The sequence below is a fragment of the Venatoribacter cucullus genome (assembly GCF_016132445.1).
Taxonomy (GTDB): domain Bacteria; phylum Pseudomonadota; class Gammaproteobacteria; order Pseudomonadales; family Oceanobacteraceae; genus Venatoribacter; species Venatoribacter cucullus.
Window position 1 is genome coordinate 2,299,310 of record NZ_CP046056.1, and the last position, 25,592, is coordinate 2,324,901.

Genomic DNA, 25,592 nt, shown 5'->3' on the forward strand with positions numbered 1-25,592 from the left:
CCTGAGTGTCCGGATGTTGTCGCCAAGCTTAACGTAGCTTGAGCGCCGTTCAGAAAATTGCTGCAGCAACCTTGTGCGCCATGGATGGCGCGCAAGAGCCTACAGGGATGTATTCACGGCGAGTTGCCGCAGCAATTTCCTGAATAAAGGCTCCCCAAGCGGGGCTAGCAAAAACGACACCGTAAAAGCCGCTGACAAACAGCGGCTTTTTTATATCCGCTTTAATACCGAACCACGGACATTGTTTATGCAGATTTATCTGGTCGGCGGCGCCGTCCGCGATGGCTTACTGAAGCGCCCGGTTAAAGACCGCGACTGGGTGGTGGTGGGTGCCACGCCGGAACAGTTACTGGCATTGGGCTACGAGCAGGTCGGTGCCGATTTTCCGGTTTTTCTGCACCCCAAAACGCGCGAAGAATACGCGCTGGCGCGCACCGAGCGAAAATCCGGCCTGGGGTATCAGGGCTTTGAATGCCGCTTCAGCCCCGATGTAACGCTGGAACAGGATTTACTGCGCCGCGATTTAACCATCAACGCCATGGCGCAGGATGAACAGGGCCACATTGTTGACCCTTATGGCGGCCGCGCCGATTTAGAGAAAAAAATACTGCGCCATGTGTCGCCGGCGTTTGCCGAAGACCCGCTGCGGGTATTGCGGGTTGCGCGCTTTGCCGCCCGTTTTGCGCCGCTGGGCTTTACCATCGCTCCGGAAACCCTGGCATTAATGCAGCACATGGTTAGCGCCGGCGAACTGGATCATCTGGTCGCCGAACGGGTCTGGACCGAAACCCGCCGCGCCCTGCTGGAAACCACGCCCGGGGTTTATATTGAAACGCTGCGCGCCTGTGGCGCCTTAAAGGTGTGGCTGCCGGAACTGGATGCGCTGTTCGGCATTCCACAGCCGGAAAAACACCACCCGGAAATAGACTGCGGCCTGCACGCCCTGCTGTCCTTGCAGGCCGCCGCCGCAGAAACGAACGAATTGCCCGTGCGCTGGGCAGCACTGGTACACGACTTGGGCAAAGCCTTAACGCCGCCCGCCGAATGGCCACGCCATATTGCCCACGAAACCCGGGGCCTGAAACCGCTGAAAACCCTGCACAAACGCCTGAAAACACCGAATGACTGCGCCGATCTAGCGCTGTTGAGCAGTGAGTTTCACACCCATGTGCACCGCGCCTTCGAGTTAAAAGGCAGCACCTTAGTAAAACTGTTTAACCAGCTGGATGCCTGGCGCAAGCCGGAGCGTTTTGAGCAATTTCTGCAGGTCTGTGAAGCCGATGCCCATGGCCGTACCGGACTGGAACACTCGCCCTACCCGCAGGCTGATTATTGCCGGGCAGCGTTGCGCGAAGCCTTAACCATTACGGCGCAGGATATGATTGCTCAGGGCCTGCAGGGAGCGGCGATAAGGGCCGGTCTGGACGAAGCGCGCGCCACGCATTTGCAGCGGTGGAAAAATCAGCCAGACGCTGGACGGGAGACGAATAAGTAGCTGAACGCTCGCTGCGCTGGACGGGAGACGCATAAAAACAATTGTGCGGAACCCGAGGGCGCACTCAGCGCCCAACAGGATACAACGGCTGACTGGCCAGCAGCGGCCAGTAATCGGCCAACCGGGCGCCGGTTTGCGGGTCGGTACCCTGGGGGTGAATATCCAGCAGCGGCCGCAGTACAAAGGCACATTGGCGGATATCAGTACGCGGTAACTGCAGGCCGGCAAATTCACCGACTGCATCACCAAACAGCAGAATATCGATATCCAGCGCGCGGGAAGAATATTTCACCGCATCCGGCGTGCGGCCAAATTCGGTTTCCAGCTGTTTAAGATCAGCGGCTAAAGTGCCCACATCATCCGGGCATTCAATCAGCACCGCCAGATTAATAAAATCCGGGCCATCAAAGCCCATCGCCGGTGAGCGGTACCAGGGCGACACGGCCAGCAGCGGGTAATCCTGACTGAGGCGGGCCAACCCCAGCGCCAGATGATGTTCCGGCTCAATATTCGACCCCAGCCCCAGATACACCTGTGTCATGCCCGGCCACCGTTCAGTGGCAAATCGCCACGCTCAATGTACAGGCCCACCGCGCGGGCCTGCGGCACCACGGCCGGTTTTTCCACCCGGATACTCAGCCAGGGCATACCAAATTCTTTACGCAGTTCCTCGGCCAGCCGTTCCAGCAGCGACTCCAGCAGCTGAAAATGCTGCTCGCGCACAAAGCGTTCAATAAACAGCGTGACGGCGTGGTAATCGAGGGCGTGCATCAGGTCATCTGTGGCGGCGGCGATACGGATATCCCAGGCCATCTCCAGATCAAACACCAGCGGCTGGCGCACCTGCTTTTCCCAGTCGTACACCCCAATAACCGCATCCACCTGCAAACCGCGGATAAACACCTTATCCATGCGCGGCTCCGGCCTGTTCATCCACGGCCGGCAGGCTGGTCATCGGCCAGCGCGGCACCACCGCCACCGCCAGATCTTCCTGTTGGCCGGCCAATAAGCGGCGGGTGCCGGCGTAGGCGATCATGGCGCCGTTATCGGTACAGAGTTCCGGGCGCGGGTAATACACCGCGCCACCCATGGCTTCAGTGGCGGTGCGCAGTTGTTCACGCAGGCGCTTATTGGCACCCACACCACCGGCAATAATCAGGCGTTTTACACCGGTTTGCTGCAATGCACGCTTGCATTTGATTACCAGCGTATCGACCACCGCCGCCTGAAAGCAGGCCGCAATGTCGGCTTTATCGGTATCACTGAGTACACCGTCAACGGCGCACGCCAGAATGGTGGTGCGCACCTGGGTTTTCAGGCCGCTGAAACTGAAATCCAGCCCGGGGCGGTCGGTCATCGGGCGCGGGAATTTAAAGCGGGTGCTGTCGCCGCTGTCGGCCAGTTTGCTGAGTGCCGGGCCACCCGGATACGGCAGGCCCATCATTTTGGCGGCTTTGTCAAAGGCTTCGCCGGCGGCATCGTCCAGCGACTCGCCCAGCAATTCATAGCGACCAATACCATCGACCCGCACCAGCTGGGTGTGACCACCGGAGACCAATAAAGCAATAAAAGGAAATTCAGGAACATCATCTTCCAGCATCGGTGCCAGCAAGTGACCTTCCATGTGGTGGACGCCGACGGCGGGAATATCCAGCGCCCAGGCCAGGCTGCGGCCCAAACAGGCACCCACCAGCAGCGCACCTACTAAGCCAGGCCCAGAGGTATAGGCAATACCATCCAGTTCGTTAACGCTCAGACCGGCTTCGTTCAGCACTTCATGGATCAGAGGTAAGGCTTTACGCACATGGTCACGCGAGGCCAGTTCCGGCACCACACCACCGTATTCGGCATGCAGGGCAATCTGTGAATACACGCGGTGCGCCAGCAAGCCACGCTCACTGTCGTACAGAGCAATGCCCGTCTCGTCACAGGATGTTTCCAGACCTAAAACCCGCATAAAAACCTCACCAAATGAAGGGCCGCCATAATACTGCCGAGCCCCGGAGCATGCCAGCCAAACAGCCCCTGGCCGGCATCGAAATGCGGGCTTTGCATTCCGGATTCAAAGCGTTTAGAATGCCCGCCCTCTGACTGGGGCCTGTGGTTTCCCCATAATCAACGCATTGACTAACACGTAGGTGATTGGATGCCAGCTGTAAAAGTTAAAGAAAACGAGCCGTTTGACGTCGCTCTGCGTCGCTTCAAGCGTTCCTGCGAAAAAGCCGGTGTACTGGCTGAAGTACGTCGTCGTGAACACTACGAGAAGCCGACCTGGATCCGCAAGCGCAAAGCCGCTGCTGCCGTTAAGCGTCATCTGAAGAAAGTTCAGCGCGAACAGCGCAAAATGACCCGTCTGTACTAATACAGCCGGGCCCGGGAATAACAGGAGCACGCATGAGTACTCTGGTTGCCAACATCAAAGAAGCTGTGAAAGCAGCGATGCGCGCCAAAGAAAAAGAGCGGCTGAACGCCCTGCGTCTGATTACCTCAGAATTTAAGCGGGTGGAAGTTGACGAGCGTATCGAAATTGATGACGCCCGCGCCCTGGTTATTCTCGACAAGATGCTTAAACAACGTCGCGATTCACTGGCCCAATATCAGGCCGCTGGCCGCGACGATCTGGCTGCTGTTGAACAGTTCGAAATGAACGTTATCAGCGAATATATGCCAGAACCCCTGAGCGATGACGAATTGGCCAAACTGGTGGCTGATGCAATTGCACAGTCTGGTGCTGCTTCAATGCAGGACATGGGCAAAGTGATGGGCATCCTCAAACCACAAGTGCAGGGTCGTGCCGATATGGCACAGATCAGTCAACAGGTTAAGTCTCAACTGGGCTGATTCTGCCGGGGTGTTAAGAAAGCGCTGCATCGGAAGGTGCCAGCGCTTTTTTCGTTTGCAGTACCGCACGGTATAGCCTTCTGTACGGCATCCGTTCGTACTAAACTCCCGTTCCGCAGCAGCAACAAGAGCAGGTTATGGCAGGCCGGATTCCCCAGAGTTTTATTGATGATCTGCTGACCCGCGTCGATGTGATCGACGTGGTGGATAGCCGCGTAAAACTGAAAAAAACCGGCAAAAATTACTCCGCCTGCTGCCCGTTTCATAACGAAAAATCGCCCTCGTTTACCGTCAGCCCCGACAAGCAGTTTTATTATTGCTTTGGCTGTGGCGCGTCCGGTTCGGCGCTGAAATTCGTAATGGAATTTGATGGTGTCAGCTTTCCCGAAGCGGTGGAAAAGCTGGCCCAGCAAGCCGGTATGGAAGTACCAAAAGAACAGGCCAGCGCCGGCGAAATACGCCAGGAAGAATTGCACAAACCCTTGCTGGAACTCATGGAAAAAGCTGGCCGTTTTTACGAACAGATGCTGCGCAGCCATGAACAGCGTGGCAAAGCGGTGGACTACCTGAAAGGCCGGGGCTTATCGGGTAAAGCAGCCAAATTTTTTGGCATCGGCTTTGCGCCGCCAGGCTGGGATAACCTGCAAAGTTTTTTAGCCGCCAATGGCGATAAAAACACCATTAAACAATTAATCAGCTGCGGCATGCTGATTGAAAAAGAAGACGGCCGCACCTACGACCGCTTCCGCGACCGCATTATGTTTCCCATCCGCGATGCCCGCGGGCGTTATATCGGTTTTGGCGGCCGGGTATTAACCGACGAAAAACCCAAATATCTGAACTCGCCGGAAACACCGTTATTTCACAAGGGCAAAGAACTGTACGGCCTGTACGAAGCGCGCAAAATCCGCCAGAAACTCACCCGTTTTGTGATTGTGGAAGGCTATATGGACGTGGTGGCACTGGCCGAATACGGTATTCATTACGCCGTCGCCACCCTCGGCACCGCCACCAGCGAACACCACCTGCGCCGTTTATTTAAAATCGTGCCGGAAGTAATTTTCTGCTTCGACGGCGACAACGCCGGCCGCACCGCCGCCGCCCGCGCCATGGAAACCGTATTGCCGGTACTGGAAGATGGCCTGCAGGCGCGCTTTTTATTTTTACCTGACGGCGAAGACCCCGACAGCCTGGTGCGCAAAGAAGGCAAACCGGCCTTTGAACAACGGCTGAACAACGCCGTTCATCTGCCGGAATTTTTATTCAGTTTTGTCAAAGAACAGGTGGATTTTGACACCCTCGACGGCAAAGCCCGCTTCGACCAGCTGGCTGCACCACTGATTAACCGCCTGCCCAAAGGCATGTTGCGCAATTTAATGCGCAAACAGCTGGGAGATGAACTGGGCACCGACAGCGTGGCACTGGAAAAACTGGAAAATGCTCCGGAAACGGCGCCACCAACCATCCCCCCGGCCACCCACCAGGCCAACCATCCGGCCGCCAGCGACGAATTTGCTGCCGCCGCCGTGCCCGACTATCTGCACGAAGACCCGGATGAACAACTGCCGCCGGTACAGGATCACAGCGCCGACACCTTAGCGCCGCTGGTATACAAAGCGCTGTGCGCCATTGTGCGCAAACCGGTGCTGGCCAACCAGCTGACGTTGCCGGCGACCGAAGCCGAAAGCGAACAGGAACGACTATTGCTGGAAGTGCTGAAAAAACTGCAGCAGTCGCCACAAAGCAGCAGCATTGGCCTGCTTATTCAATGGATCGGTTCGCCCTACCAGAGCGAATTGCAACGCATCGCCGAACTGCCCAAGCACGACATTCCACCCGCGGCCAGTGACATTGAAGCCGTACTGAAACAAATGAATGCGCGTCAGCTGAGTGCCGAGCTGCGCCACTTAACCCAGCGCTTTGAGCGGGGCGAAAAACTCAGCCCGGAAGAGCGGGCCCGCAAACTCGAGCTGCAGAAACAACTGCACCATATCCACAAAAAACGCGCGCGGATTTATAACCACAACCCGCATTAAACCGGCAACGCCGTGGGCCAACCGACAAATTGCACAAAAAGTCGTAACCGGACCTTGAGTTCAGGCAGTTCGGACCTATATTAAAGCCCACGTTCAGCCAAGCCCCGCCGGGGTTGGCCAAAGCCGCCCAAAACGGCAAAAACACCGGAACCCTTCGCCTGGCCACTGGCCTAATGATCGGTTAAAAGTTATACTTTCGCGCTTTTCTTCCGCCTCAAAGAACCGGAACACAGGGCTTCTATGTCAGCGAACACGCAACAATCTCGTCTTAAAGAACTGATCGCCAAGGGTAAGGAGCAAGGCTACCTTACTTACGCCCAGGTAAATGACCACCTGCCGGACGACATCGCCAACCCGGACCAGGTTGAAGACATCATCCGCATGATCAACGACATCGGCATTCCGGTATCCGAGGTCGCACCCGATGGTGAAACCCTGTTTATGGCAGACGCCGCCGATGACGCCGCGGCTGAAGAAGCGGCTGCAGCACTGGCGCTGGTCGAATCCGACGTCGGCCGCACCACTGACCCGGTGCGTATGTATATGCGCGAAATGGGTACCGTGGAACTGCTGACCCGCGAAGGCGAAATCGTTATTGCCAAGCGCATCGAAGAAGGCATCCGTGAAGTGATGTCGGCGCTGGCTTATTACCCCGGTGCGGTAAAAACCATTCTGCAGGCATTCCGTGAAGCCGAAGAAGATCCGAACCGCGTCGGTGATATTTTCTCTGGTTTTATCGACCCGTCCGATGTGGACCCGGAGCCGGGCCCGCAATCCGGTCCGGATGCCGTTGCCGCCGCTGCAGAAAGCAACGACGATGACAGCAGCGATGACGACGACAGCGACGACAGCGAAGACAGCGGCATTGATATGGCCGAAGTTACCCGTCGCTTCGAAGAAATCCGCACTGCCAGCGATGCCATGGAAAAAGCCCTGGCCAAACATGGCCGTGCGCACAAGAAAACCGAAGAAGCCATCGCCCGCATGGCCGAACTGTTCGCCCCCATCAAGCTGACGCCGAAATATTTTGAGCAGCTGGTCAGCGAAGCCCGTGGCGCCCTGGAGCAGATCCGCACCCAGGAACGTCAGATTATGGTCATGATGACGCGCAAATGCGGCATGGACCGTAAAGACTTTATCAGTGGTTTCCAGGGCAACGAAATTAATAACGACTGGATTGAAGGCCTGATCGCCGCCGGCAAGGCGTACTCCGACAAGCTGGATACCTACAAGTTAGATATTTTCCGCGCGCAGAAAAAGATCAAAGCCGTCGAAGACCGCGTTGGTCTGACCATTCCGGAAATTAAAGAAGTAAACCGCCGCGTTTCCATCGGTGAAGCCCGCGCCCGCCGCGCCAAGAAAGAAATGGTCGAGGCGAACCTGCGTCTGGTTATTTCTATTGCCAAGAAATACACCAACCGTGGCCTGCAATTCCTCGACCTGATTCAGGAAGGCAATATCGGCCTGATGAAAGCGGTGGATAAATTCGAATACCGTCGTGGTTATAAGTTTTCTACTTACGCCACCTGGTGGATCCGTCAGGCCATCACCCGTTCGATTGCCGACCAGGCGCGTACCATCCGTATTCCGGTGCACATGATCGAAACCATCAACAAACTGAACCGCATCTCCCGTCAGATGCTGCAGGAGATGGGCCGTGAACCGACGCCGGAAGAACTGGCTGAGCGCATGGAAATGCCGGAAGACAAAATCCGCAAAGTACTGAAAATTGCCAAAGAACCGATCTCCATGGAAACGCCGATCGGCGACGATGAAGATTCGCATCTGGGCGATTTTATCGAGGACACTCATTCCGAGTCGCCGCTCGATACCGCTACCGCCGAAGGCCTGACCGAAGCCACCCGTGCGGTGCTGGCCGGCCTGACCGCCCGCGAAGCCAAAGTACTGCGTATGCGTTTCGGTATCGATATGAACACCGACCACACGCTGGAAGAAGTGGGCAAACAGTTCGACGTTACCCGTGAACGTATCCGTCAGATCGAAGCCAAGGCCCTGCGCAAACTGCGTCATCCTTCCCGCTCCGATCACCTGCGTTCTTTTATTGACGATTAATCATCGTCCCTAAAACGAATCCGGAAAGCCCGCTCACGCGGGCTTTTTTTATTGCTAAATCAAAGGGCTGGCACTGACCGGAGTGGCTGCTTATAATGCCGGCTCGCTGCCAGACAGCCGCTGCCCAGGGCAGCAGGCGCAGCAAGAGGGCCTTTAGCTCAGTTGGTTAGAGCACGCGACTCATAATCGCTAGGTCCCCGGTTCGAGCCCGGGAAGGCCCACCATTTTTGTTTAATTTCTTCACACCTATCGCGTGCAGCACGCGCCTCTACTTTTTAAGTCCCAAGGTCCCCGGTTCGAGCCTGGGAAGGCCCACCATTTTTGTTTAATTTCTTCACACCTATCGCGTGCAGCACGCGCCTCTACTTTTTAAGTCCCAAGGTCCCCGGTTCGAGCCCGGGAAGGCCCACCATCTTATTTTTATCTACCCATTTTTATCTTTACAGCCCACGCCAGCAGGGTAACCTGTGGGGGTTACGCTATTTGCTAATCCCGAACAATAACAACAAGGGACCTCACCATGTTCAGCCTTACCGTCAACGGCGTGTCGCACACGCTGGATCTGGATGGCGACACCCCACTGCTGTGGGTTGTGCGCGATATGCTCGGCCTGAAAGGAAGTAAATTTGGTTGCGGCGCCGGCCAGTGCGGTGCCTGCACCATGCACCTGAATGGCCAGCCCATCCGTACCTGCATTACGCCGCTGTCGGCAGTGGCCGGCCAGAACATTACCACCATTGAAGGCATTACCCCGGCGCACGGGTTAAGCCCGGTGCAGCAAGCCTGGGAAGAACTGAGCGTACCGCAATGCGGCTACTGCCAGTCGGGCCAGATTATGGCGGCCACGGCGCTGCTGGCCAGCAACCCGCGCCCCAGCGATGCCGATATCGACAACGCTATGAGTGGTAATTTATGCCGCTGTGGTACCTACCCGCGCATCCGCAAAGCCATTCATCGTGCCGCCGAACTGGTGGGCCAGCGCCCGCGTACCGGTGCCTTGTTTTATGAAGTGACCACGCCGGAGGTGCAGCATGGCTGAGCCCATCATCACCCCCGATAACAGCCTGAACCGGCGTGATTTTCTGAAAACCTCCGGGCTGGCGTCCGGGGCGTTGTTAATCAGCGTCGCCCTGCCCGGCTGCAGCTCGCTGGGGCATAAAGGCATGGTGTCGCAGCAGCAATGGCAGGCCAGCGCCTGGGTGCGTATCGATACCGACGATCAAGTCACCTTTGTGCTCGACCGGGTCGAGATGGGCCAGGGCACCTACTCAGGCCTGGTGACGTTGCTGTGTGAGGAACTGGAAGTGGAGCCCGCCAGCGTAGCGGTGGAGTTTGCCGAGGTCGATTCCATTTATAACAACCCGCTCTACAAACTGCAGATTACCGGCGGTTCTACCAGCATCGCCAGCAGTTATGAACGCGTCCGCATTGCCGGCGCCACGGCGCGGGAAATGCTGAAACAAGCCGCCGCCCGGGTACTGAACGAGCCCGTTGCCAGCCTGCGCTGCGAACAGGGCCAGGTGTTTTCCGCCAACCGCCAGCCCATCCGCTACGGCCAGCTGGTGCATCTGGCGGCGGTTGAATCGGTACCCGGTAACCTCGAACTGAAACAACCGGAGCAGTTCCGCTACATCGGCAAAAACGCGCAGCGGCTGGATACCCGCGGCAAAATTACCGGCCAGGCTCAGTACGGTATTGATGTTGAATTACCCGGCATGCTGTACGCCGTGGTCAGCCGCGCCCCGGCCTATGGCGGCACGGTAAAAACCTACGATGCCAGCGCCGCCAAAGCCGCCGCCGGAGTGGTGGATGTTTTGGAAATTGCAGCCGCCGGCCGCCACGGTATTGCCGTGGTTGCCCGCTCGTACTGGCAGGCGCGCAAAGCGCAGCAGCTGTTAAAGATTGAATGGCAAACGCCCGCCAATGCGCCGTCCGATGCCTCTGTCTGGCGCCAGTATGAACAGGATCTGGACCAGGACTCCGGCGACACCTTGCGTAACGACGGCAATTTCCGCCGCGCCGCCAAACAGGCTACCAGCCAGCTGCAGGCCGAATACCGCCTGCCCTATCTGGCCCACGCCACGCTAGAGCCACAGGTGTGCGTCGTCAGCGCTAACCGGCACGGCATGGAAGTCTGGGCACCGACGCAGGCGCCCAGCCTGGCGCGCATTGCCGCCGCCAAACACAGTCGCTACAGCGTCGACGATATTCTGGTGCACACCACCTGGATCGGCGGTGGTTTTGGCCGCCGGTTAATGCAGGATTTTGTCGCCGAATGTGCCTTTATTGCTGACCGTCTGCAGCAGCCGGTAAAGCTGATTTTCAGCCGCGAAGAAGATACCCAGCACGACTATTACCGCCCGGCCAGCCTGCACCGTTTAACCGCCACTTTTGATGCCCAGGGTCAGCTGAACGGCTGGCAGCACCGGCTGGCACACCCGAAAGTGATGCACTGGTTTGTGCCCGATGCCGCCGCCGCCCAGTATCATTTTATGCCCAAGTTTATGTTTTCCACCCTCGCCGTGGCCGGCAAGCTGGGCGAAGGCATACTGGCCCCGAACGACACCTCGGGTTATGAAGGCGCCAACGATTTACCCTACGCCATCGACAACCTGCGCATGGATTTTGTCCACAGTGAACCCGGCGTGCCGGTGGGTTACTGGCGCGCCGTGGGCCATTCGCATAATGGTTTTGTTACCGAAAGCTTTATTGATGAACTGGCCCACCAGCAACAGCAAGATCCGCTGACCTTCCGTCGCCGCTTATTGCAACAGCATCCGCGCGCCCTGGCGGTGCTGGATAAAGCCGCTGCTTTGGCCAGCTGGGGTCAGCCGCTGCCCGGTTGTAAACAAGGACTGGCCATTCATAAAAGTTTTGGCAGCTGGGTGGCGCAGATTGCCGATGTGCAGGTACAGAACGGCAGCATCCGGGTAAAACGGGTGGTGTGCGTGGTCGACTGTGGTGTGGTGGTGAACCCGGATATTGTCCGCGCGCAAATGGAAGGCGGCATTATTTTCGGTTTAACCGCCGCACTGTACGGCAAGATCAACCTGCTCAACGGCGCGGTGCAGCAAAGTAATTTCCATGATTACCCGCTGCTGCGGCTGGAAGAAACGCCGGCCATAGAGGTCGCCATTATCGACAGCACGGCGGAACCAACCGGCGTGGGCGAACCCGGCGTGCCGCCACTGGCCGCCGCCGTCGCCAATGCGGTCTTCGTGGCCACCGGCCAGCGTTTACGCCAGCTGCCGCTGCAACTGAGCTGATATGGCGCAGGAATTTTACCCGGCCGATGCCACTATTCTGCGCCATGCGGCCAGTGCCCTGCAGGCCGGTAGGCCGGTGTGGCTGGGCACAGTGCTGGCCACCTATGGCAGCAGCCCGCGCCCGCCCGGCTCGTTATGGGCCTGGTCACCAACACTGGGCATGGCCGGTTCGTTATCCGGCGGCTGTGTGGAAGAAGATTTACTGCAGCGGCTGCAACAGGGCCAGTTCGGAAATAGCCCCGCGCGGTTGAGTTTTGGCGTCAGCCACGAGGAACAACAGCGCTATCGCCTGCCTTGCGGCGGGGTGCTGGATATTCTGCTGGAACCCCTTACCAGCGCCGATCTTACTCACTTATTGCAGATGTGCTGGCTGCTGGAAGAACGCCTGCCCTTTGTCCGTGAACACACTGGCGAGCATTACCGGCTGACCGAACCGCAACCCGGCGAAGCGCTGCTGAGCCTGCATAAACAGGGTTTCCGGCGGGTATTTCAGCCACAGTGGCAACTGCTGTTAGTGGGGGCCGGGGAAGTGGCGCGGCAACTGGCGCAGCTGGCCCAGCCAGCTGGTTTTGAAGTAACCCTGTGCGACCACCGCGAGGCGTTTTTACAGGGCTTTGATGTGCCCGGCGTCCACATTGCCCGCTGCCAGCCCGACCAGCTGATTGCCCGCCAGTTTCAGGATAAACAATGCGCCATTGTCACCCTCGCCCACGATCCCCGGCTGGATGATCTGGCGCTGCTGGAAGCCTTTAACACCACTGCCTATTACCTTGGTGCCATGGGCTCGCTGCGCACCTCGGCCAGCCGCCGCCAACGGCTGCAGGAGCTGGGCATCAGTGCTGCGCAATTACAGCGTTTGCATGCACCGGTCGGGTTGGATATTGGCAGTAAAACGCCCTACGAAATTGCCCTGTCCATTCTGGTGCATCTGTTGCAACAACGACCACAGACGCATTCGTAGCCGCTGTGCTAAGGTCATAAGCCATCCTTCTCAGCGGAGCCTGAACATGCACGATACCGGAGTGGTACTGCTGGCCGCCGGCCTCAGTGAACGCTATGGCGGCGATAAACGCCTGGCGGCCGTTACCCTGAATGGCCACACCGAACCCATGTTACTGGCCACGGTTAAGCAGATTCAGGCCAGCGGCCTGCCGTTGTTGGTGGTGTTGCGACCGGGCGACGAGCAATGGGAAAAACAGCTCAGCCAGATGGGCATTGATTGGGGCACCTGCCCGGAAGCAGCGTTAGGCATGGGCCACAGCCTGGCCTTTGGCGTACACGCCACCCAGCAGTGGCAGCACTGGATTATTGCCCTGGCCGATATGCCCTTTGTGCAACCGGCGACTTACCGTGCCATTGCCCGGGCGCTGGAACACCACCCCATAGTGCGGCCGTATTACTCTGACCCCACCACGGGTGTTAACCACGCTGGTAACCCCGTGGGCTTTCAGCAGCAATTTGGTTATCAATTAATGCAATGCCGCGGCGATAGCGGCGCCCGCGCCTTGCTGCGCCAGCACGCCGATCAGGTATTTGCCTTAACCGTTAACGATACTGGCATCGTGCAGGATATTGATCAGCCGTATCCGACCAATAGCCAGAAGTAACACCGGCCAACAAGGTCTAGACTGAAGGAGTGCCAATAACAAGAAGGGCCGTACCATGTCGAAGTTAACGCTTTATCCGGTTTCCAGTGTCGATGAGCTGGTGTACCCCGAGCAGGCTCAGCACCATACGCTGGAAAGCCGCGCACTGAATTTTTTTACCGATTTTTATAATGTTGAGCCGCTGATTATTGATGATGAGGTGTCCGCAGTTGATGCGCGTAATACCATGATCCGTACCCATGTACGCTTAAAGTTGGTGGTCGATAAAAATAAACAGTTTATTGGTATTATCAGCGCGAAAGAATTATCCGAGCAGAATATTCTGGCCCGCTCGCTGCAGCAACAAACGCCCCGTGATGAAATCCGCGTCGCTGATCTGATGATCCGTAAAACCGATTTACTGGCCTTACATTTTGACGAGGTTAACCAGGCCAGCATTGGTGATGTGGTGCAGTTTCTGAAAGACAATCATCAGCAGCACTGTCTGGTATTAGACGGCGACCTGCATCAGATTCGCGGTATTTTTTCCGCCAGTGATATTTCGCGGAAGCTTAAATTACCGCTGAACATTCATGAGCAAACCAGCTTCAGTAAAGTATTTGACGTGGCTTTCTGAAGATAAAAAAAGGCCCCGTTTCCGGGGCCTTATCCAAGACGAAATTACTGTATCAGGTAATTTTCATACTCTTTGCGCAAATCCACTTTCAGTAATTTACCGGTCGCGGTGTGCGGCAGGCTATCGACAAAAATCACCGCATCCGGCATCCACCATTTGGCGATTTTATCGCTGAGGAATTCTTTCACCTCGTCCTCAGTCACCTTACTGCCTTCTTTGCGGATGGCCAGCAACAGCGGCCGCTCATCCCATTTCGGGTGATGGGCACCGATCACACAACACTCCAGCAATTCCGGATGACCCACGGCCGCGTTTTCCAGATCAATGGAGCTGATCCATTCGCCACCAGACTTAATCACATCTTTGGAACGGTCAACAATGTGCATGTAGTTATTCGGGTCAATGGTGGCCACGTCACCGGTATCAAACCAGCCGTCGATAAAGCTGCTGCGGTCAGCATTTTTGTAATACCCGTTAATAATCCAGGGGCCACGCACCAGCAGACGACCAAAGGTTTTACCATCGCGCGGTAATTCCTGGTTATTGTCATCGACAATTTTCATTTCCACACCATACACAGGCCGGCCCTGCTTAGCCTGCAGGGCGTAACGCTGCTCCAGTGGTAATTGCAGGGTGTGAATATTGGGTGAGTTAACCGAGCCAATCGGGCTCATTTCGGTCATGCCCCAGGCATGAATCACAAAGGCGTCGTGCACTTCCTGGAATTTACGGATCATGGACAACGGCGCGGCGGCACCGCCAATCACCACGTTTTGCACCGAGTCCAGTTTTTTGCCGATGCTGTCCATGTGGTTCAGCAACATCAGCCATACCGTGGGCACACCGAGCAATAAATCGGGTTTTTCGGCTTCAATTAATTCCCACAGTGACGCGCCATCCATACCCGGGCCGGGGAATACCTGTTTGGCGCCGGTGATGGCCGCTGAATAGGGCGTACCCCAGGCATTGACGTGAAACATTGGTACGACCGGCAGGAAGCAGGAGGTCGACGCCAGTCCCAGCGCCTCTTCGCCAATGGAGGCCATGGCGTGCAATACAGTCGAACGGTGGCTGTACAAAACACCCTTGGGGTTACCGGTGGTGCCCGAGGTGTAGCACATACTGGCAGCGGCGCGTTCGTCAAATTCCGGCCAACTGAATACATCGCTTTCTGCGGCAATCAGCGTTTCGTAACAATGAGCATTCGGCAATGACGTGGCCGGCATTTTGTCTTCGTCGCACAGCACCACAAAGCCTTCGACACCGGTAATCTGGTCCTGAATTTTTTCCAGCAGCGGCACAAAGGTTAAATCGACAAAAATCCAGCGGTCTTCGGCGTGGTTAATAATGTACACCAGCTGCTCCGGGAACAGCCGCGGGTTAATGGTGTGCAGTACCGCCCCATAACCGGATACACCAAAATACAGTTCGTAATGGCGATAACCATTCCAGGCCAGGGTGGCGATGCGGTCACCCTGCTGAATGCCCCAGCGCTGCAGCAGGTTCGCCACTTTACGCGCCCGCACGGCAGCGTCTTTCATGGTGTAGCGGTGGATATCGCCTTCACAGCGACGGCTGACAATGCCCGCATCGGGGTGCGTGATTTCAGCGTGCTCAAGCAGACCGGAAATCAGTAATGGACGCTCCATCATCTGACCGAGCAAAGGTTGACCGGACATGGTTCTCTCCTGACTGTTATTGTTGTTCGGCTTTCACCATAAAAGGCGCACCAGCGGAACTCAAGTACGACCTTTGTTACGTTTTGTCAGGGTGGTAACGATAAATAAGACATTCGTCTTTTTTCGGCCCGTTAATTCGCCAGATTAATTCAAACCCCTGTTCCAGCGGCCGCAACTGCCCTGAATATAAGTCATTAATACAAAGATGATCCGCCACGCTGCGCCAGCAACCGTCCGCCTGTGGCTGCAGTTCAAATAAAAAGACCCGCTCACCACGCCGGCCATGCGACAGGCGGATGCCCTGCTCATTGCGTTGCCAGATAAAGCGGTTAAACATCGCTACCGGCACGCCGCCATCGGCGCAAAACTCGCCCTGCTCAATAAAATGCAGCTCGTCCTCAGCGTGCCATTCCAGCGTCACCTGCCCGTTACCCTGGCCGGCCCAGCCGGTTTGCGAGCGCGGACCCGGCTGCGCACTGTAGAAAAAAGCACCAACGGTCGCCAGCTGTTGCCACAACGGCTGGATTCGCTCATCGCTTTGCTGCATTCTGCGCCTCATTCAAAGATTACTGCGGTGGATTATCGGCTATGGCATTGTTGTGGGCCATCACCCTGTTATGGGCGTTTTCGTTTTCCCTGATCGGTGTGTATCTGGCCGGTCAGGTCGACAGCTATTTTGCCGTGCTTACCCGCGTTGTTCTGGCGGCTCTGGTATTTTTACCCTTGCTGTTACGCAACCCCTTAGCCCCAAAACTGGCACTGCAGCTGATGGGCATTGGCGCCATCCAGCTGGGGCTGATGTATCTGTTTTATTACCAGTCTTTTTTATTGCTCAGCGTGCCGGAAGTGCTGATTTTTACCATCTTTACGCCGGTGTATGTCACCCTTATTTATGATCTGCTGGAGCGCCGATTTCACCCTCGTTATCTAGTCAGCGCCGTGCTGGCGATTGGTGGTGCCGCCATTATGCGCTGGAATAATCTGAATGAAGATTTCTGGCAAGGCTTTCTGGTGGTACAGGGCGCTAATCTTTGTTTTGCCACCGGCCAGGTGCTGTACAAATACCGGCTGGAACATTGGCCACAAGCACAACAACCGGCGCAGCATAAAATATTCGGCTGGTTTTATCTGGGTGCCCTGGCGGTGGTATTACCCGCCTGGTGGTTATTGGGCCAGCCGGCTTACCCCACCAGCAATCTGCAATGGTCAGTATTAATCTGGCTGGGCGTGGTGGCTTCCGGGCTGGGGTATTTTGCCTGGAATCTGGGTGCCACTCAGGTCAGCAGCGGCCAGCTGGCCATTATGAATAACGCCTTAATTCCGGCCGGCTTGCTGGTGAACTTAGTGTTGTGGAACCGTGACACGGATCTGTTACGGTTAAGCGCCGGAGCGGTTATTATGCTGCTCGCTCTGTGGCTGATCAGAGCCTGGCCCCCCCGTTAAGAGACAATACCCGTGATTTTATCCACCTGGCTGACGGTCGTTACTATTTGCTTGCTGGGCGCCATGTCGCCCGGCCCATCGGTGGCGCTGGTATTGCGTCATACCTTACTGGGTGGGCGTAAGCAGGGCATGACCACGGGTATTTTTCATGGTCTGGGCATTGGTATTTATGCCTTTATGACGGTGTTGGGACTGGCCGTTATTATTAATACCCACCCCGGTTTATTACAAAGTTTGCAATGGCTGGGAGCGCTGTATCTGCTGTGGCTGGGGGTGGTTAACCTGAAAGCCAGGCCGGCCGGCAACATTACCCGCTTAACGCCGACCACCTCGGCCAGTGCGGCCCGCGATGGTTTTATGATGGCGTTTTTAAATCCGAAAGCGGCGTTGTTTTTTCTGGCCCTGTTCAGTCAGGTGGTGGGCGGGGAAACATCGCTGCCGGCCAAAAGTGGTTATGCGTTAACGGCCATGCTGGTCGATATGAGCTGGTACGTTCTGGTGGCCTGGTTATTCTCACAACCTTCCTGGCTGCGCTGGTTGCAGCAATACAGCCACTGGGTGGAGCGGTTTTTCGGCGTTATTTTACTGCTGCTGGCGGCGCGGATTTTCAGCCAGCTGCTGTAACCGGTTATTCTTCTTCGCTGAAAAATTCTTCCCCGGCAAAATCTTCACTGTCATCGTCAGCATGGTCGGCACCGCCGAATAAATCATGCAGTAAATCTTTTTCTGCGCTGGTTACTGCACTCAGATTTTCAGCCAGTGGCGGGTAACACACCTGATTACGGCCACTATGTTTGGCCTGATACAGCAGCTTATCGGCTTCGTTCAGCAGCCGGTCGGCTGGCCAGGGGTGGCTGGCATCACACAAAGCCAGACCAAGGCTGGCGGTAATGTTCAGCGTATGACCATCACATTGCAGCGGGGTATTGGCAATGTTTTCGCACAGCCGGCGCGCTACCTGAATAGCCAGCGGCCGTTCGGTAGAGGGCAGAATAATGGCAAATTCTTCACCGCCGTAACGGCAATGAATATCCAGTTTACGGGTAGAGTCGCGGATTAATCGTGCGGTTTGCTGCAACACCAGATTGCCCACTTCATGACCCCAGGTATCGTTTACCTGCTTGAAGTGATCCAGGTCCAGCATAATCAGCGCTGTTGGCAGCAGGGTGCGCTCGGTCCGCTCCAGTTCCTGCGCCAGTGCGGTACGGAAATAGCGCACATTAAACAGCCCGGTTAACGGGTCAGTAATCACTTGCTGACGCAGCTGTACTACTTCTTCCACAATCGGGCACTGAGTTTCGCCCACCGGGCACTGCGGCCGGCTGGCCGTGATTGGGGTTCGGATTGTGGTGTGCTGATTCATAGTCATCAAAAACTACCAACAAAATGACGCCAGCAGTCTAGCAGAGCCAATCACTGCTGACTGCCCCGTCGCGTCATGGTTAGCCTCAGAAATCATCCGGACCCCGGAAACGACTGTGCAATTCATGCACATCCGGCGCCTGTAATCCGGCGGTGCCGGCCCCGTCCAGACGTCCGCTGACCGTTGGCAGGCGCAGATTAAACTGCACGCCGCGAATATCCAGCGGGGTAAAAATCAGGGTTTCGCCCTTACGGCCGCTGCATTGCAGCAACCAACGTGGCAACCCCGGATGCTGCGGGTCCAGCCAGCTGACCGGCCCACCGCTGCAATCCAGCCGCTGCACCTGCGGCTGCCCTTCACTGCTGATTTCCACCGTCACAAGCGGTTTGCTTAAGCGTTGTTCAAACTGGGCAACCGCTTCGTTTTCACTGCCCGCCAACCCCACCAGCGGTAATTCATCCTGCAGACGCTGCTGCAGGTGTAAATGCTCGACACTGCCATCGCGGTATTCCAGCCGCAAGTAATAGTCATCGCTGCGGTTGTGCACGTTATCGAAGGCGATATCGCCATCAAAACCCTGGGTTATCTGCTGCACAAAATACAGCCCTAAACCTTTGCCGTGGTGGCCGCGCGCCCGGCGGGTGGAAAAGCCCAGTTTGAATATCTGCCCGCGGTCGTCATCAGCGATGTGTGGGCCACGGTTATACAGCGTCAGACACAGATGCTGCTGCGCTTCCCACAAGCGGATTGATACCGGTGGAAAACGGCTTTTATACTGCTTTTTAGTAGCGTAATAACGGGCATTTTTTAACAGATTTTCCAGCAACAGAATCAGATGATTCGGATTACCGGCCAGCCGGTCGCAGGGCTGTAACTCAATGCTGAACAGACCATCACTGTCGGTTAAGTGCACGGCATCGGTGGTCGCCTGAAACAGCGCGGCCGGCTCCGGTTTGCCATCGGCATCGCACAGGGTTGCACCCAGATGCAGACGCAGGGTATCCAGCAGCGCCTGCTGCGGATCGAATACCGGCTGCAGCGGCAAAGACTCCAGCGCGGTGCCCTGTAATTCGGCCTGGAACAGTAATTCTTCACAGCGGCTGATATGGGCACCGATGTGCATGGCCATGTTGTCGGTGGTGGATAAATCCAGCAGATCCCACAAATAGCGCATACCGCTTAAGGCTTCCTGATACTGCAGTGCGGTGCTGCCGTTGTCGTCCGGCAGACTGTGGCTGGCCGCATATTGCAGAGCCGACTGCACTTTATCGAAGGAAATCACGCCGTTGTGGCGCACCTCCGCGGCAATACTGCGGAAGTGCAGATACTTCTCGTCGTATTCAATGTATTCCAGCAATTTATCGCTGATAAACATTTTCAGTTTATCGGTATGGCTGGCTGAGGTTTGTGCGCGCTGCTGCAGCTGACGTTTATTATCCCAGAGTTTTTTAAACTGATTTTTCACACGGTTTTTCTGCTGCATAAAAGAGCGCAAATCAAACCAGGCGAAGATCAGAAAGCCCAGAAATGCGCCACTGAAATACTCCGGCCGGAATAAAAAATCCGGCAACTTCAGCAGGCTGATTAATTCCGGCTGCAGCAGCAATAATGCATAAAACAGCAGCAGTTTCACCAGCAGCAACGTGCGCCATGGGTAACGGATGGAAAAACGGAAATTATCCGGTTTCAACTCCGCTTTGGTATCGGTTGAACTTGTCATAAAGGCTTCCAGCAGTAAGCGCCTTCATCACCAAAGGTGGCGATGTAGCGGCCGGCGCGGCATTGGTCCATAAATTCCTGCTCATGTCCGTGCGCCGCCGCCATGGAATGACGCAGAATTTTTATATGCTGACGGTAACTGGCGTAGGAGAATTTTTCGATATCGGCTTCCAGTAAATCGGCCATCTGCATGGTGGTTAATGGTCGTGGTGACGCCTCGACCAGAAAGCGCAGAATTTTACGCGGCGTCGGTGCCAGCGGCCGGGCAGGATTGGCCGGGTTCATCAGTTTATTGCCCTGCCACCACACCTCCCAGCTGACCAGATCAATGCGTAAATCGCCGCTCACCAGCTGCGCTTTTTTATTCGCCACCGGCTGCAGGCTCTGACGCAGCAAGGCTTTCATGCGCCACAGCAATACGCCTTCGATATTGCGCTGATGCTTGGCGATAAAATCCTGCGTCACCCCTTCTTCAAAGGCTTTCTGTTCGATGCCGGTGCCGGAATGCTCGGATAAAAACACGATCGGCAGTGCCGGCCATTTTTTCAGCAAGGCTTTGGAAACGCTGAAACCGCCGTCATCGTTGCCGTTCAGGCTGGCGTCCAGAATGGCGATGTGCGGCGCATCACCGGCATCGGTCTGCGCAATGCGGGCCAGCGCCGGTTCAGCAAAGCGGAACACTTCCAGCCGGTTATTCTCACCAGCGGCCAGTTCTCCCTCAGCACCGGGAGCAAAATTACTGCGCTCCAGCAGCGGGCGGAATTTCTCTATCCAGTGGCTCTGATCTTCGACCCAGAAAATTTTGATCATGGGCAGCTCCCTGTTATTGCCCCGAGCATACCACCGCCACCAGCCCCCTGCAGACCCCGCGCCCTCACCGGCGCGACAGAAATCACATTCTGCTCACCGATTTTTCACCGCGCTTTTGCATTCTGTGTCCATCGGCTCTGTGTCAGGGCCTGCATAACAACGAACGAGGACACCATCATGTCGGATTTACTTCACCTCTGGTCAGACAAAGCTGCGGTTTCCGTGGCGGTCTGGATGCTGCTCAGCATTACCCTGCTCTACTTCGGCCGCACCCCGGCTCATCATCTGCTGCTGGCGCTGGGCCACGGCCTGCGCCAGGGTCTGCGCTTAACCAGCCGCGCCCTCGGCCAGCTGGAACAACGCCTGACCCAGCGCAACCGCGACGTGTTGCTGGCCGCTGCCCGCAACGACAGCGAACGCCGCATTGAGCGGGAATTTGCCCGCATTCAGACCCTGGTCAGCCGTGAACTGGCCGGCTATCCGGGCCTGCAACGGCAGATCAGCAGCGCTATCGATAACGTTGAAACCCGCTGCCGCGACGCCGCCGAAGAGGCACCACTGCCACCCGCCTGGAGCGATGTGGTACAGATGATCGCTGCCCTGCCCAGCCATGGTGATCCGGCGGTGGCGAAAATTCTGACCACCATCAAAGAAGCCGTGGAAGAAACCCACCGCGAAACCCTGAAAGCCTGGCAACACAGCAGCGCCAGCCGCCATAAGCTGCTGGCCGGTATGCAGCCGCAGTGGCGCACTCTGCAGAACCGCGTTGATGACGTGGGTGCAACGGTCGACGCACTGGATAAACGCAGCCATCAGCTCGACCAGCAGCTGCAACAGTTTGAGGCCATTCGCCGCGGTGAAGACGCCGCCGTGCGCAGCCTGACCTCTTCCTCGCTGACGCAATTTTTTATCTCCGGCATTGTGCTGGTGATTGCCCTGCTCGGCGGCCTGATCAACTTTCAGTTAATCGCCCTGCCGATGTCGGAAATGGTTGGCGGCACCAGCTACATCGGCGCCCTGAAAACCTCGGACATTGCCGCGCTGGTGATCATTCTGATTGAAGTGGCGATGGGGCTGTTCCTGCTCGAGTCCCTGCGCATCACCCGCCTGTTTCCGATGATCAGCAGCATGGACGATAAGATGCGCCGCCGCATGGTGGTGATCAGCCTGACCATCCTAACGGTACTGGCCGGTATTGAAGCCTCGCTGGCCTATATGCGCGACCTGCTGGCGCTGGATAAAGAAGCGCTGCAGCAGTCACTGGCCATGACCAGCGCCGCCGCCGGCGTGGCCGCCAGCCATGCGGAATTCCGTTGGATTCCATCCATCGGGCAGATGGTGATGGGCTTTATCCTGCCCTTTGCGCTGGCCTTTATCGCCATCCCGCTGGAGTCCTTTATCCAGTCGCTGCGCACCGTGCTGGGCCTGTTACTGGTGGCGGTCATCCGTGTACTGGCCATCGGCAGCCGCTTGCTGGGACAGGTATCACTGCACAGTGCCACGCTGCTGACCCATGCCTACGACCTGCTGATTATGCTGCCGCTGAGTGTGGAGCGTTTGCTGCAGCGTCGTCGTAACGCCGCGCCGGCCACAGCGGAAGCCGTGGCAACCGACGCCGATGAGCAGAGTAAGGATCAACACAGCAGCGTCAGCGAACGTCCATCACGCCGCAGCCGTCGTACCAGCACCGATGACGCTCTGGTCGCCAGCGCCTGATACACGGAGAACACTATGAATACCATCACCAAACTCTGTGCCGCCGCCTGCCTGCCCCTGAGCCTGCTGCTCAGCGGCTGCGGCGAGGGCGCCCCGCAGAATAAAGCGGTGTTTATGCTGATCGACACCTCCGGCACCTACACCCAAGAGCTGGATAAAGCCCGTGCCATCAGCAACTACCTGCTGGCCAACCTGAACAGCGGCGACTCACTGGCGCTGGCGCGCATCGACAGTGGCAGTTTCAGCGAGAAAGACATCCTCGCCAAAACCACCTTCGATATGCGCCCCAGCACCGCCAACGAACAGAAACGCCGTTTTAAACAGAGCGTGGACGAATTTGCCGCCGGTCTCAGTAAAGGCAGCCCGCACACCGACATTACCGGCGGTGTGATGCAGGCCACTCAGTATCTGCAGGAAACCGGTGCCGGCGACAAATTCATTCTTATTTTTTCGGATATGGAAGAGGACTTACCCCATGATCACATTAGAGATTTTCCAATTCGGCTGGATGACGTTAACGTGGTTGCTCTCAATGTCACTAAGCTACGCAGCGATAACCTGGACCCGCGGGACTATCTGAAACGTCTGCAGCACTGGCAACAGCGTGTGCAGGATGGCGGTGGCAACTGGCGGGTGGTCAATGATCTGGAGAAACTGGACAGCCTGCTGGTGCCCTGAGCCACTGTGAAAAAAACGCGGCGCTGCTATGATCAGCGCCCGTTTCACGTTCGGCAGATGCCATGAAGCCCACCGTTCCCGACCGCAATTTCGACGACCTTGCCAGCCGCTTTGCCCGCACTATTTACGCCACCCCGCGCGGGCGTATCCGGCTGGCGGCACTGGCGCAGGATTTTGCCGAACTGAGCATTCCGCTGGCGCAGGCCCGCGTGCTGGATATCGGCGGCGGTCAGGGTCAGTTTGCCCTGCAGCTGGCCAAACAAGGTGCGATGGTCGATTTGTGTGATATTTCGGCGGAAATGCTGCGCCTGGCGCAGGATCAGTTTGCCGCCGCTGGTCAGCCGTTAAACAGCCGTCACTGCGGCTTGCAACAGGCAGCTGATTATTTTCCGGCCACCTACGATATTGTACTGAACCACGCCGTGCTGGAATGGCTGGAAGAACCGCTGGCCGCCCTTCCCATACTGGCCCAACAGGTTAAACCCGGCGGTTGGTTGTCACTGATGTTTTATAACCGCGATGGCCATATCTGGCGGCAATTAATGAACGGTGGTTTTACCGACCCGTTACGCACCAATACACGGCTGCGCGATGAAGGCAACGCGCCGCAGCATCCGTTAAATCCGGACCTGATTGAACAGCAATTAAATGCCCTGGGGTTCAGCGTGCAACGCTGGCGTGGTATCCGTTGTATTTACGACCATCTGGCGCAAAAAATCCGCGACCGTGAAGGTGAGGAGGCCGTAACCCGGGCCGATCTGGAGTACGGCACCCGGGAACCCTTCCGGCGTTTAGGGCGTTATGTGCATTTTCTGGCGCAGAATAAAAGCTAAGGAGCCGCTGAATAACTCTGCACAGCTCTGCGCGATTTATTCAGAAGCTCCCTAAGTTATTGCAGAATTTTTTTAATTATTTCTGCCTGCGGATGGCGCGGATTGATATACACAGAATGCGGATAAGTGCGCACCAGCGTTTCGGCAAACTGCAGGGCGGCAGGATCGGCCTTTAATTGCTGCAGGTAATACCAGCCGGTATCTTCGGTGGTCAGCATATAATCGGCTCGGCCAGCCAATAACATCTGCACCGCCTGCTCGATCTGATTAACATAAATAACCTCAAAATCCGCATCACGAAAATAATTCAGTTCCTTGCTGCCCGGTAATTGCCGGGTAACCACCAGCACCCCGGGACCAAGCTCGGCCGGATTCTGCCAGCGGAAAGGTTGCGGCTGTGTACGGCGGAATAAACTGTATTTTATCGCAGCGGCTTTTAATACCACCGGCTCGGCATGATCTGCCGGTGGATAAAAACTTAATAACCAATCATTGGCTTCCAGCACCCGCTGAGCCGCCCGGGCCGGTGGTAAAAAAACCGGCTCCGCCTGCCAGCCATGGACGGCCAGCTGCTCGGTTAAAATGCGGAAAGACATACCGAAATCCGGCTGCTGCTGACTGATAAAAGGTGGATACTCAATAACAATGACCGGCGCGACATTGCCATGACCAGTATTTGTGGTGGTTGCAGGGGTGTCGCTGGCCTGGCTTTGACTGGATAAAAATACCAGGAAAAATACTGATAAAAATGCCGATAACTGCTTTAGCATGGCCGATTCCTCTGTGTCGAAGGAGTATAACAGCGCCATGAAATTCTGCGTGGTGATGGGAGAAGTTGGCGCGGATAGGAGAATACTGGCTGGTGAATACGGAGATGAACGGCAGATTCGAAAACAGGGAATAACGTGCGGAATATTCAGTTTCGGAAGAATCTGAGGAGATGGCGCGCTCGGGAGGATGTGCTGACGGTCGCAAGCGACCTGGCCTTCGGCCCACGCGCTTTCCGCATCAACAAAAGGCGTTGATGCTACAAGTCGAACCTGAGGAGGTTCTTACCTCCGTCGCTTGACGGCAGCTTCGAAAACAGGGAATAACGTGCGGGATATTTAGCTTCGGAAGAAACTGAGAAGATGGCGCGCTCGGGAGGATTCGAACCTCCGACCGCCTGGTTCGTAGCCAGGTACTCTATCCAGCTGAGCTACGAGCGCGCATCAGGTTGTTTCCACGGAATACATTTAATCGGCGGGGATTAAATGGCGCGCTCGGGAGGATTCGAACCTCCGACCGCCTGGTTCGTAGCCAGGTACTCTATCCAGCTGAGCTACGAGCGCGCATCGTGGGGCGCGTATTATAGGGAGTTGCGATTAGCTGTCAACGCTATAATTACGGCTTCTAACGGGTTTCTGCAAAGCAGAAG

General features: G+C 56.5%; 24 protein-coding genes and 3 tRNA genes. 16 read left to right on the plus strand and 11 right to left on the minus strand.

Annotated features, from left to right (window positions below; genetic code table 11):
- Positions 1-247: 247 nt before the first annotated feature.
- The gene (locus GJQ55_RS10885; protein WP_228344993.1) at positions 248-1,495 is read left to right on the plus strand and encodes a multifunctional CCA addition/repair protein; all 1,248 of its coding nucleotides are present in this window, start codon (positions 248-250) and stop codon (positions 1,493-1,495) included.
- A 64-nt stretch (positions 1,496-1,559) separates the two neighbouring features.
- Here GJQ55_RS10885 and folK read toward each other — a convergent pair whose 3' ends face one another.
- Genes folK through tsaD form a run of 3 tightly spaced genes read right to left on the minus strand, consistent with a single transcriptional unit; the run spans position 1,560 to position 3,452 of the window.
- The gene (folK, locus tag GJQ55_RS10890; RefSeq protein WP_228344994.1) at positions 1,560-2,036 is read right to left on the minus strand and encodes a 2-amino-4-hydroxy-6-hydroxymethyldihydropteridine diphosphokinase; all 477 of its coding nucleotides are present in this window, start codon (positions 2,034-2,036) and stop codon (positions 1,560-1,562) included.
- Complete coding sequence (gene folB, locus GJQ55_RS10895; RefSeq protein WP_228344995.1) at positions 2,033-2,407, minus strand: dihydroneopterin aldolase; 375 nt, start codon at positions 2,405-2,407, stop codon at positions 2,033-2,035. The genes folK and folB overlap by 4 nt, the downstream gene beginning before the upstream one ends.
- The gene (gene tsaD / locus GJQ55_RS10900; RefSeq protein WP_228344996.1) at positions 2,400-3,452 is read right to left on the minus strand and encodes a tRNA (adenosine(37)-N6)-threonylcarbamoyltransferase complex transferase subunit TsaD; all 1,053 of its coding nucleotides are present in this window, start codon (positions 3,450-3,452) and stop codon (positions 2,400-2,402) included. The genes folB and tsaD overlap by 8 nt, the downstream gene beginning before the upstream one ends.
- 189 nt (positions 3,453-3,641) lie before the next feature.
- On the opposite strand from tsaD, the gene rpsU reads away from it, so the two are divergent.
- The 10 genes from rpsU to GJQ55_RS10950 all read left to right on the plus strand — a co-directional run bounded on the left by rpsU (position 3,642) and on the right by GJQ55_RS10950 (position 13,934).
- Complete coding sequence (rpsU, locus tag GJQ55_RS10905) at positions 3,642-3,857, plus strand: 30S ribosomal protein S21 (protein WP_228344997.1); 216 nt, start codon at positions 3,642-3,644, stop codon at positions 3,855-3,857.
- A 32-nt stretch (positions 3,858-3,889) separates the two neighbouring features.
- Positions 3,890-4,336 (plus strand): GatB/YqeY domain-containing protein, encoded by a 447-nt coding sequence (locus GJQ55_RS10910; protein ID WP_228344998.1) that lies wholly within the window; start codon positions 3,890-3,892, stop codon positions 4,334-4,336.
- A 137-nt stretch (positions 4,337-4,473) separates the two neighbouring features.
- Positions 4,474-6,372, plus strand: coding sequence for a DNA primase (gene dnaG, locus GJQ55_RS10915; protein WP_228344999.1), 1,899 nt, complete (start codon positions 4,474-4,476; stop codon positions 6,370-6,372).
- 240 nt (positions 6,373-6,612) lie between these two features.
- Positions 6,613-8,445 (plus strand): RNA polymerase sigma factor RpoD, encoded by a 1,833-nt coding sequence (rpoD, locus tag GJQ55_RS10920; RefSeq protein ID WP_228345000.1) that lies wholly within the window; start codon positions 6,613-6,615, stop codon positions 8,443-8,445.
- 147 nt (positions 8,446-8,592) lie between these two features.
- Positions 8,593-8,669: transfer RNA gene (locus tag GJQ55_RS10925), tRNA-Ile, on the plus strand.
- Between the two features lie 296 nt (positions 8,670-8,965).
- Positions 8,966-9,484, plus strand: a complete 519-nt coding sequence (locus GJQ55_RS10930) for a (2Fe-2S)-binding protein (RefSeq protein ID WP_228345001.1) — start codon at positions 8,966-8,968, stop codon at positions 9,482-9,484.
- A complete protein-coding gene (locus GJQ55_RS10935; RefSeq protein WP_228345002.1) occupies positions 9,477-11,711 on the plus strand; it encodes a xanthine dehydrogenase family protein molybdopterin-binding subunit in 2,235 nt (744 codons plus the stop codon). Before GJQ55_RS10930 ends, GJQ55_RS10935 begins: the two co-directional genes overlap by 8 nt.
- A gap of 1 nt (position 11,712) precedes the next feature.
- Positions 11,713-12,672 carry an XdhC family protein gene (locus GJQ55_RS10940; RefSeq protein ID WP_228345003.1) on the plus strand — a complete coding sequence of 320 codons (960 nt, stop codon included), beginning with the start codon at positions 11,713-11,715 and terminating at the stop codon, positions 12,670-12,672.
- Positions 12,673-12,718: 46 nt separating this feature from the next.
- Entirely contained in the window at positions 12,719-13,318 is a 600-nt protein-coding gene (locus GJQ55_RS10945; protein ID WP_228345004.1) for a nucleotidyltransferase family protein, read from the plus strand.
- Between the two features lie 55 nt (positions 13,319-13,373).
- Positions 13,374-13,934, plus strand: a complete 561-nt coding sequence (locus GJQ55_RS10950) for a CBS domain-containing protein (protein ID WP_228345005.1) — start codon at positions 13,374-13,376, stop codon at positions 13,932-13,934.
- A 44-nt stretch (positions 13,935-13,978) separates the two neighbouring features.
- Here GJQ55_RS10950 and GJQ55_RS10955 read toward each other — a convergent pair whose 3' ends face one another.
- Together GJQ55_RS10955 and GJQ55_RS10960 are read right to left on the minus strand one after the other, a co-directional pair.
- Positions 13,979-15,613, minus strand: a complete 1,635-nt coding sequence (locus GJQ55_RS10955) for a long-chain-fatty-acid--CoA ligase (RefSeq protein WP_275944424.1) — start codon at positions 15,611-15,613, stop codon at positions 13,979-13,981.
- A 76-nt stretch (positions 15,614-15,689) separates the two neighbouring features.
- Positions 15,690-16,160 (minus strand): DUF6314 family protein, encoded by a 471-nt coding sequence (locus tag GJQ55_RS10960; RefSeq protein WP_228345006.1) that lies wholly within the window; start codon positions 16,158-16,160, stop codon positions 15,690-15,692.
- Positions 16,161-16,201: 41 nt separating this feature from the next.
- Between GJQ55_RS10960 and GJQ55_RS10965 the strand changes: the two genes are divergently transcribed.
- Both GJQ55_RS10965 and GJQ55_RS10970 read left to right on the plus strand, forming a co-directional pair.
- Positions 16,202-17,056, plus strand: coding sequence for a DMT family transporter (locus tag GJQ55_RS10965; RefSeq protein ID WP_228345007.1), 855 nt, complete (start codon positions 16,202-16,204; stop codon positions 17,054-17,056).
- Between the two features lie 12 nt (positions 17,057-17,068).
- On the plus strand, positions 17,069-17,680 hold the full coding sequence (locus GJQ55_RS10970) for a LysE family translocator (RefSeq protein WP_228345008.1): 612 nt from the start codon (positions 17,069-17,071) through the stop codon (positions 17,678-17,680).
- 4 nt (positions 17,681-17,684) lie between these two features.
- On the opposite strand, the gene GJQ55_RS10975 is transcribed toward GJQ55_RS10970, so the two are convergent.
- The 3 genes from GJQ55_RS10975 to GJQ55_RS10985 all read right to left on the minus strand — a co-directional run bounded on the left by GJQ55_RS10975 (position 17,685) and on the right by GJQ55_RS10985 (position 20,948).
- A complete protein-coding gene (locus GJQ55_RS10975) occupies positions 17,685-18,362 on the minus strand; it encodes a GGDEF domain-containing protein (protein WP_228345009.1) in 678 nt (225 codons plus the stop codon).
- Between the two features lie 142 nt (positions 18,363-18,504).
- On the minus strand, positions 18,505-20,139 hold the full coding sequence (locus GJQ55_RS10980; RefSeq protein WP_228345010.1) for a sensor histidine kinase: 1,635 nt from the start codon (positions 20,137-20,139) through the stop codon (positions 18,505-18,507).
- Entirely contained in the window at positions 20,136-20,948 is an 813-nt protein-coding gene (locus tag GJQ55_RS10985) for a response regulator transcription factor (RefSeq protein ID WP_228345011.1), read from the minus strand. Before GJQ55_RS10985 ends, GJQ55_RS10980 begins: the two co-directional genes overlap by 4 nt.
- A gap of 177 nt (positions 20,949-21,125) precedes the next feature.
- Between GJQ55_RS10985 and GJQ55_RS10990 the strand changes: the two genes are divergently transcribed.
- From GJQ55_RS10990 to GJQ55_RS11000, 3 genes are all read left to right on the plus strand, one after another.
- Entirely contained in the window at positions 21,126-22,664 is a 1,539-nt protein-coding gene (locus GJQ55_RS10990; protein WP_228345012.1) for a hypothetical protein, read from the plus strand.
- Positions 22,665-22,679: 15 nt separating this feature from the next.
- A complete protein-coding gene (locus GJQ55_RS10995) occupies positions 22,680-23,342 on the plus strand; it encodes a vWA domain-containing protein (protein ID WP_228345013.1) in 663 nt (220 codons plus the stop codon).
- A 62-nt stretch (positions 23,343-23,404) separates the two neighbouring features.
- Complete coding sequence (locus GJQ55_RS11000; protein WP_228345014.1) at positions 23,405-24,175, plus strand: methyltransferase domain-containing protein; 771 nt, start codon at positions 23,405-23,407, stop codon at positions 24,173-24,175.
- A 56-nt stretch (positions 24,176-24,231) separates the two neighbouring features.
- Here GJQ55_RS11000 and GJQ55_RS11005 read toward each other — a convergent pair whose 3' ends face one another.
- The 3 genes from GJQ55_RS11005 to GJQ55_RS11015 form a co-directional block, all read right to left on the minus strand.
- Entirely contained in the window at positions 24,232-24,945 is a 714-nt protein-coding gene (locus GJQ55_RS11005; protein ID WP_228345015.1) for a type 2 periplasmic-binding domain-containing protein, read from the minus strand.
- Between the two features lie 361 nt (positions 24,946-25,306).
- A tRNA-Arg gene (locus tag GJQ55_RS11010) sits at positions 25,307-25,383 on the minus strand.
- Between the two features lie 46 nt (positions 25,384-25,429).
- Positions 25,430-25,506 (minus strand) — tRNA-Arg (locus GJQ55_RS11015).
- Positions 25,507-25,592 lie beyond the last annotated feature (86 nt).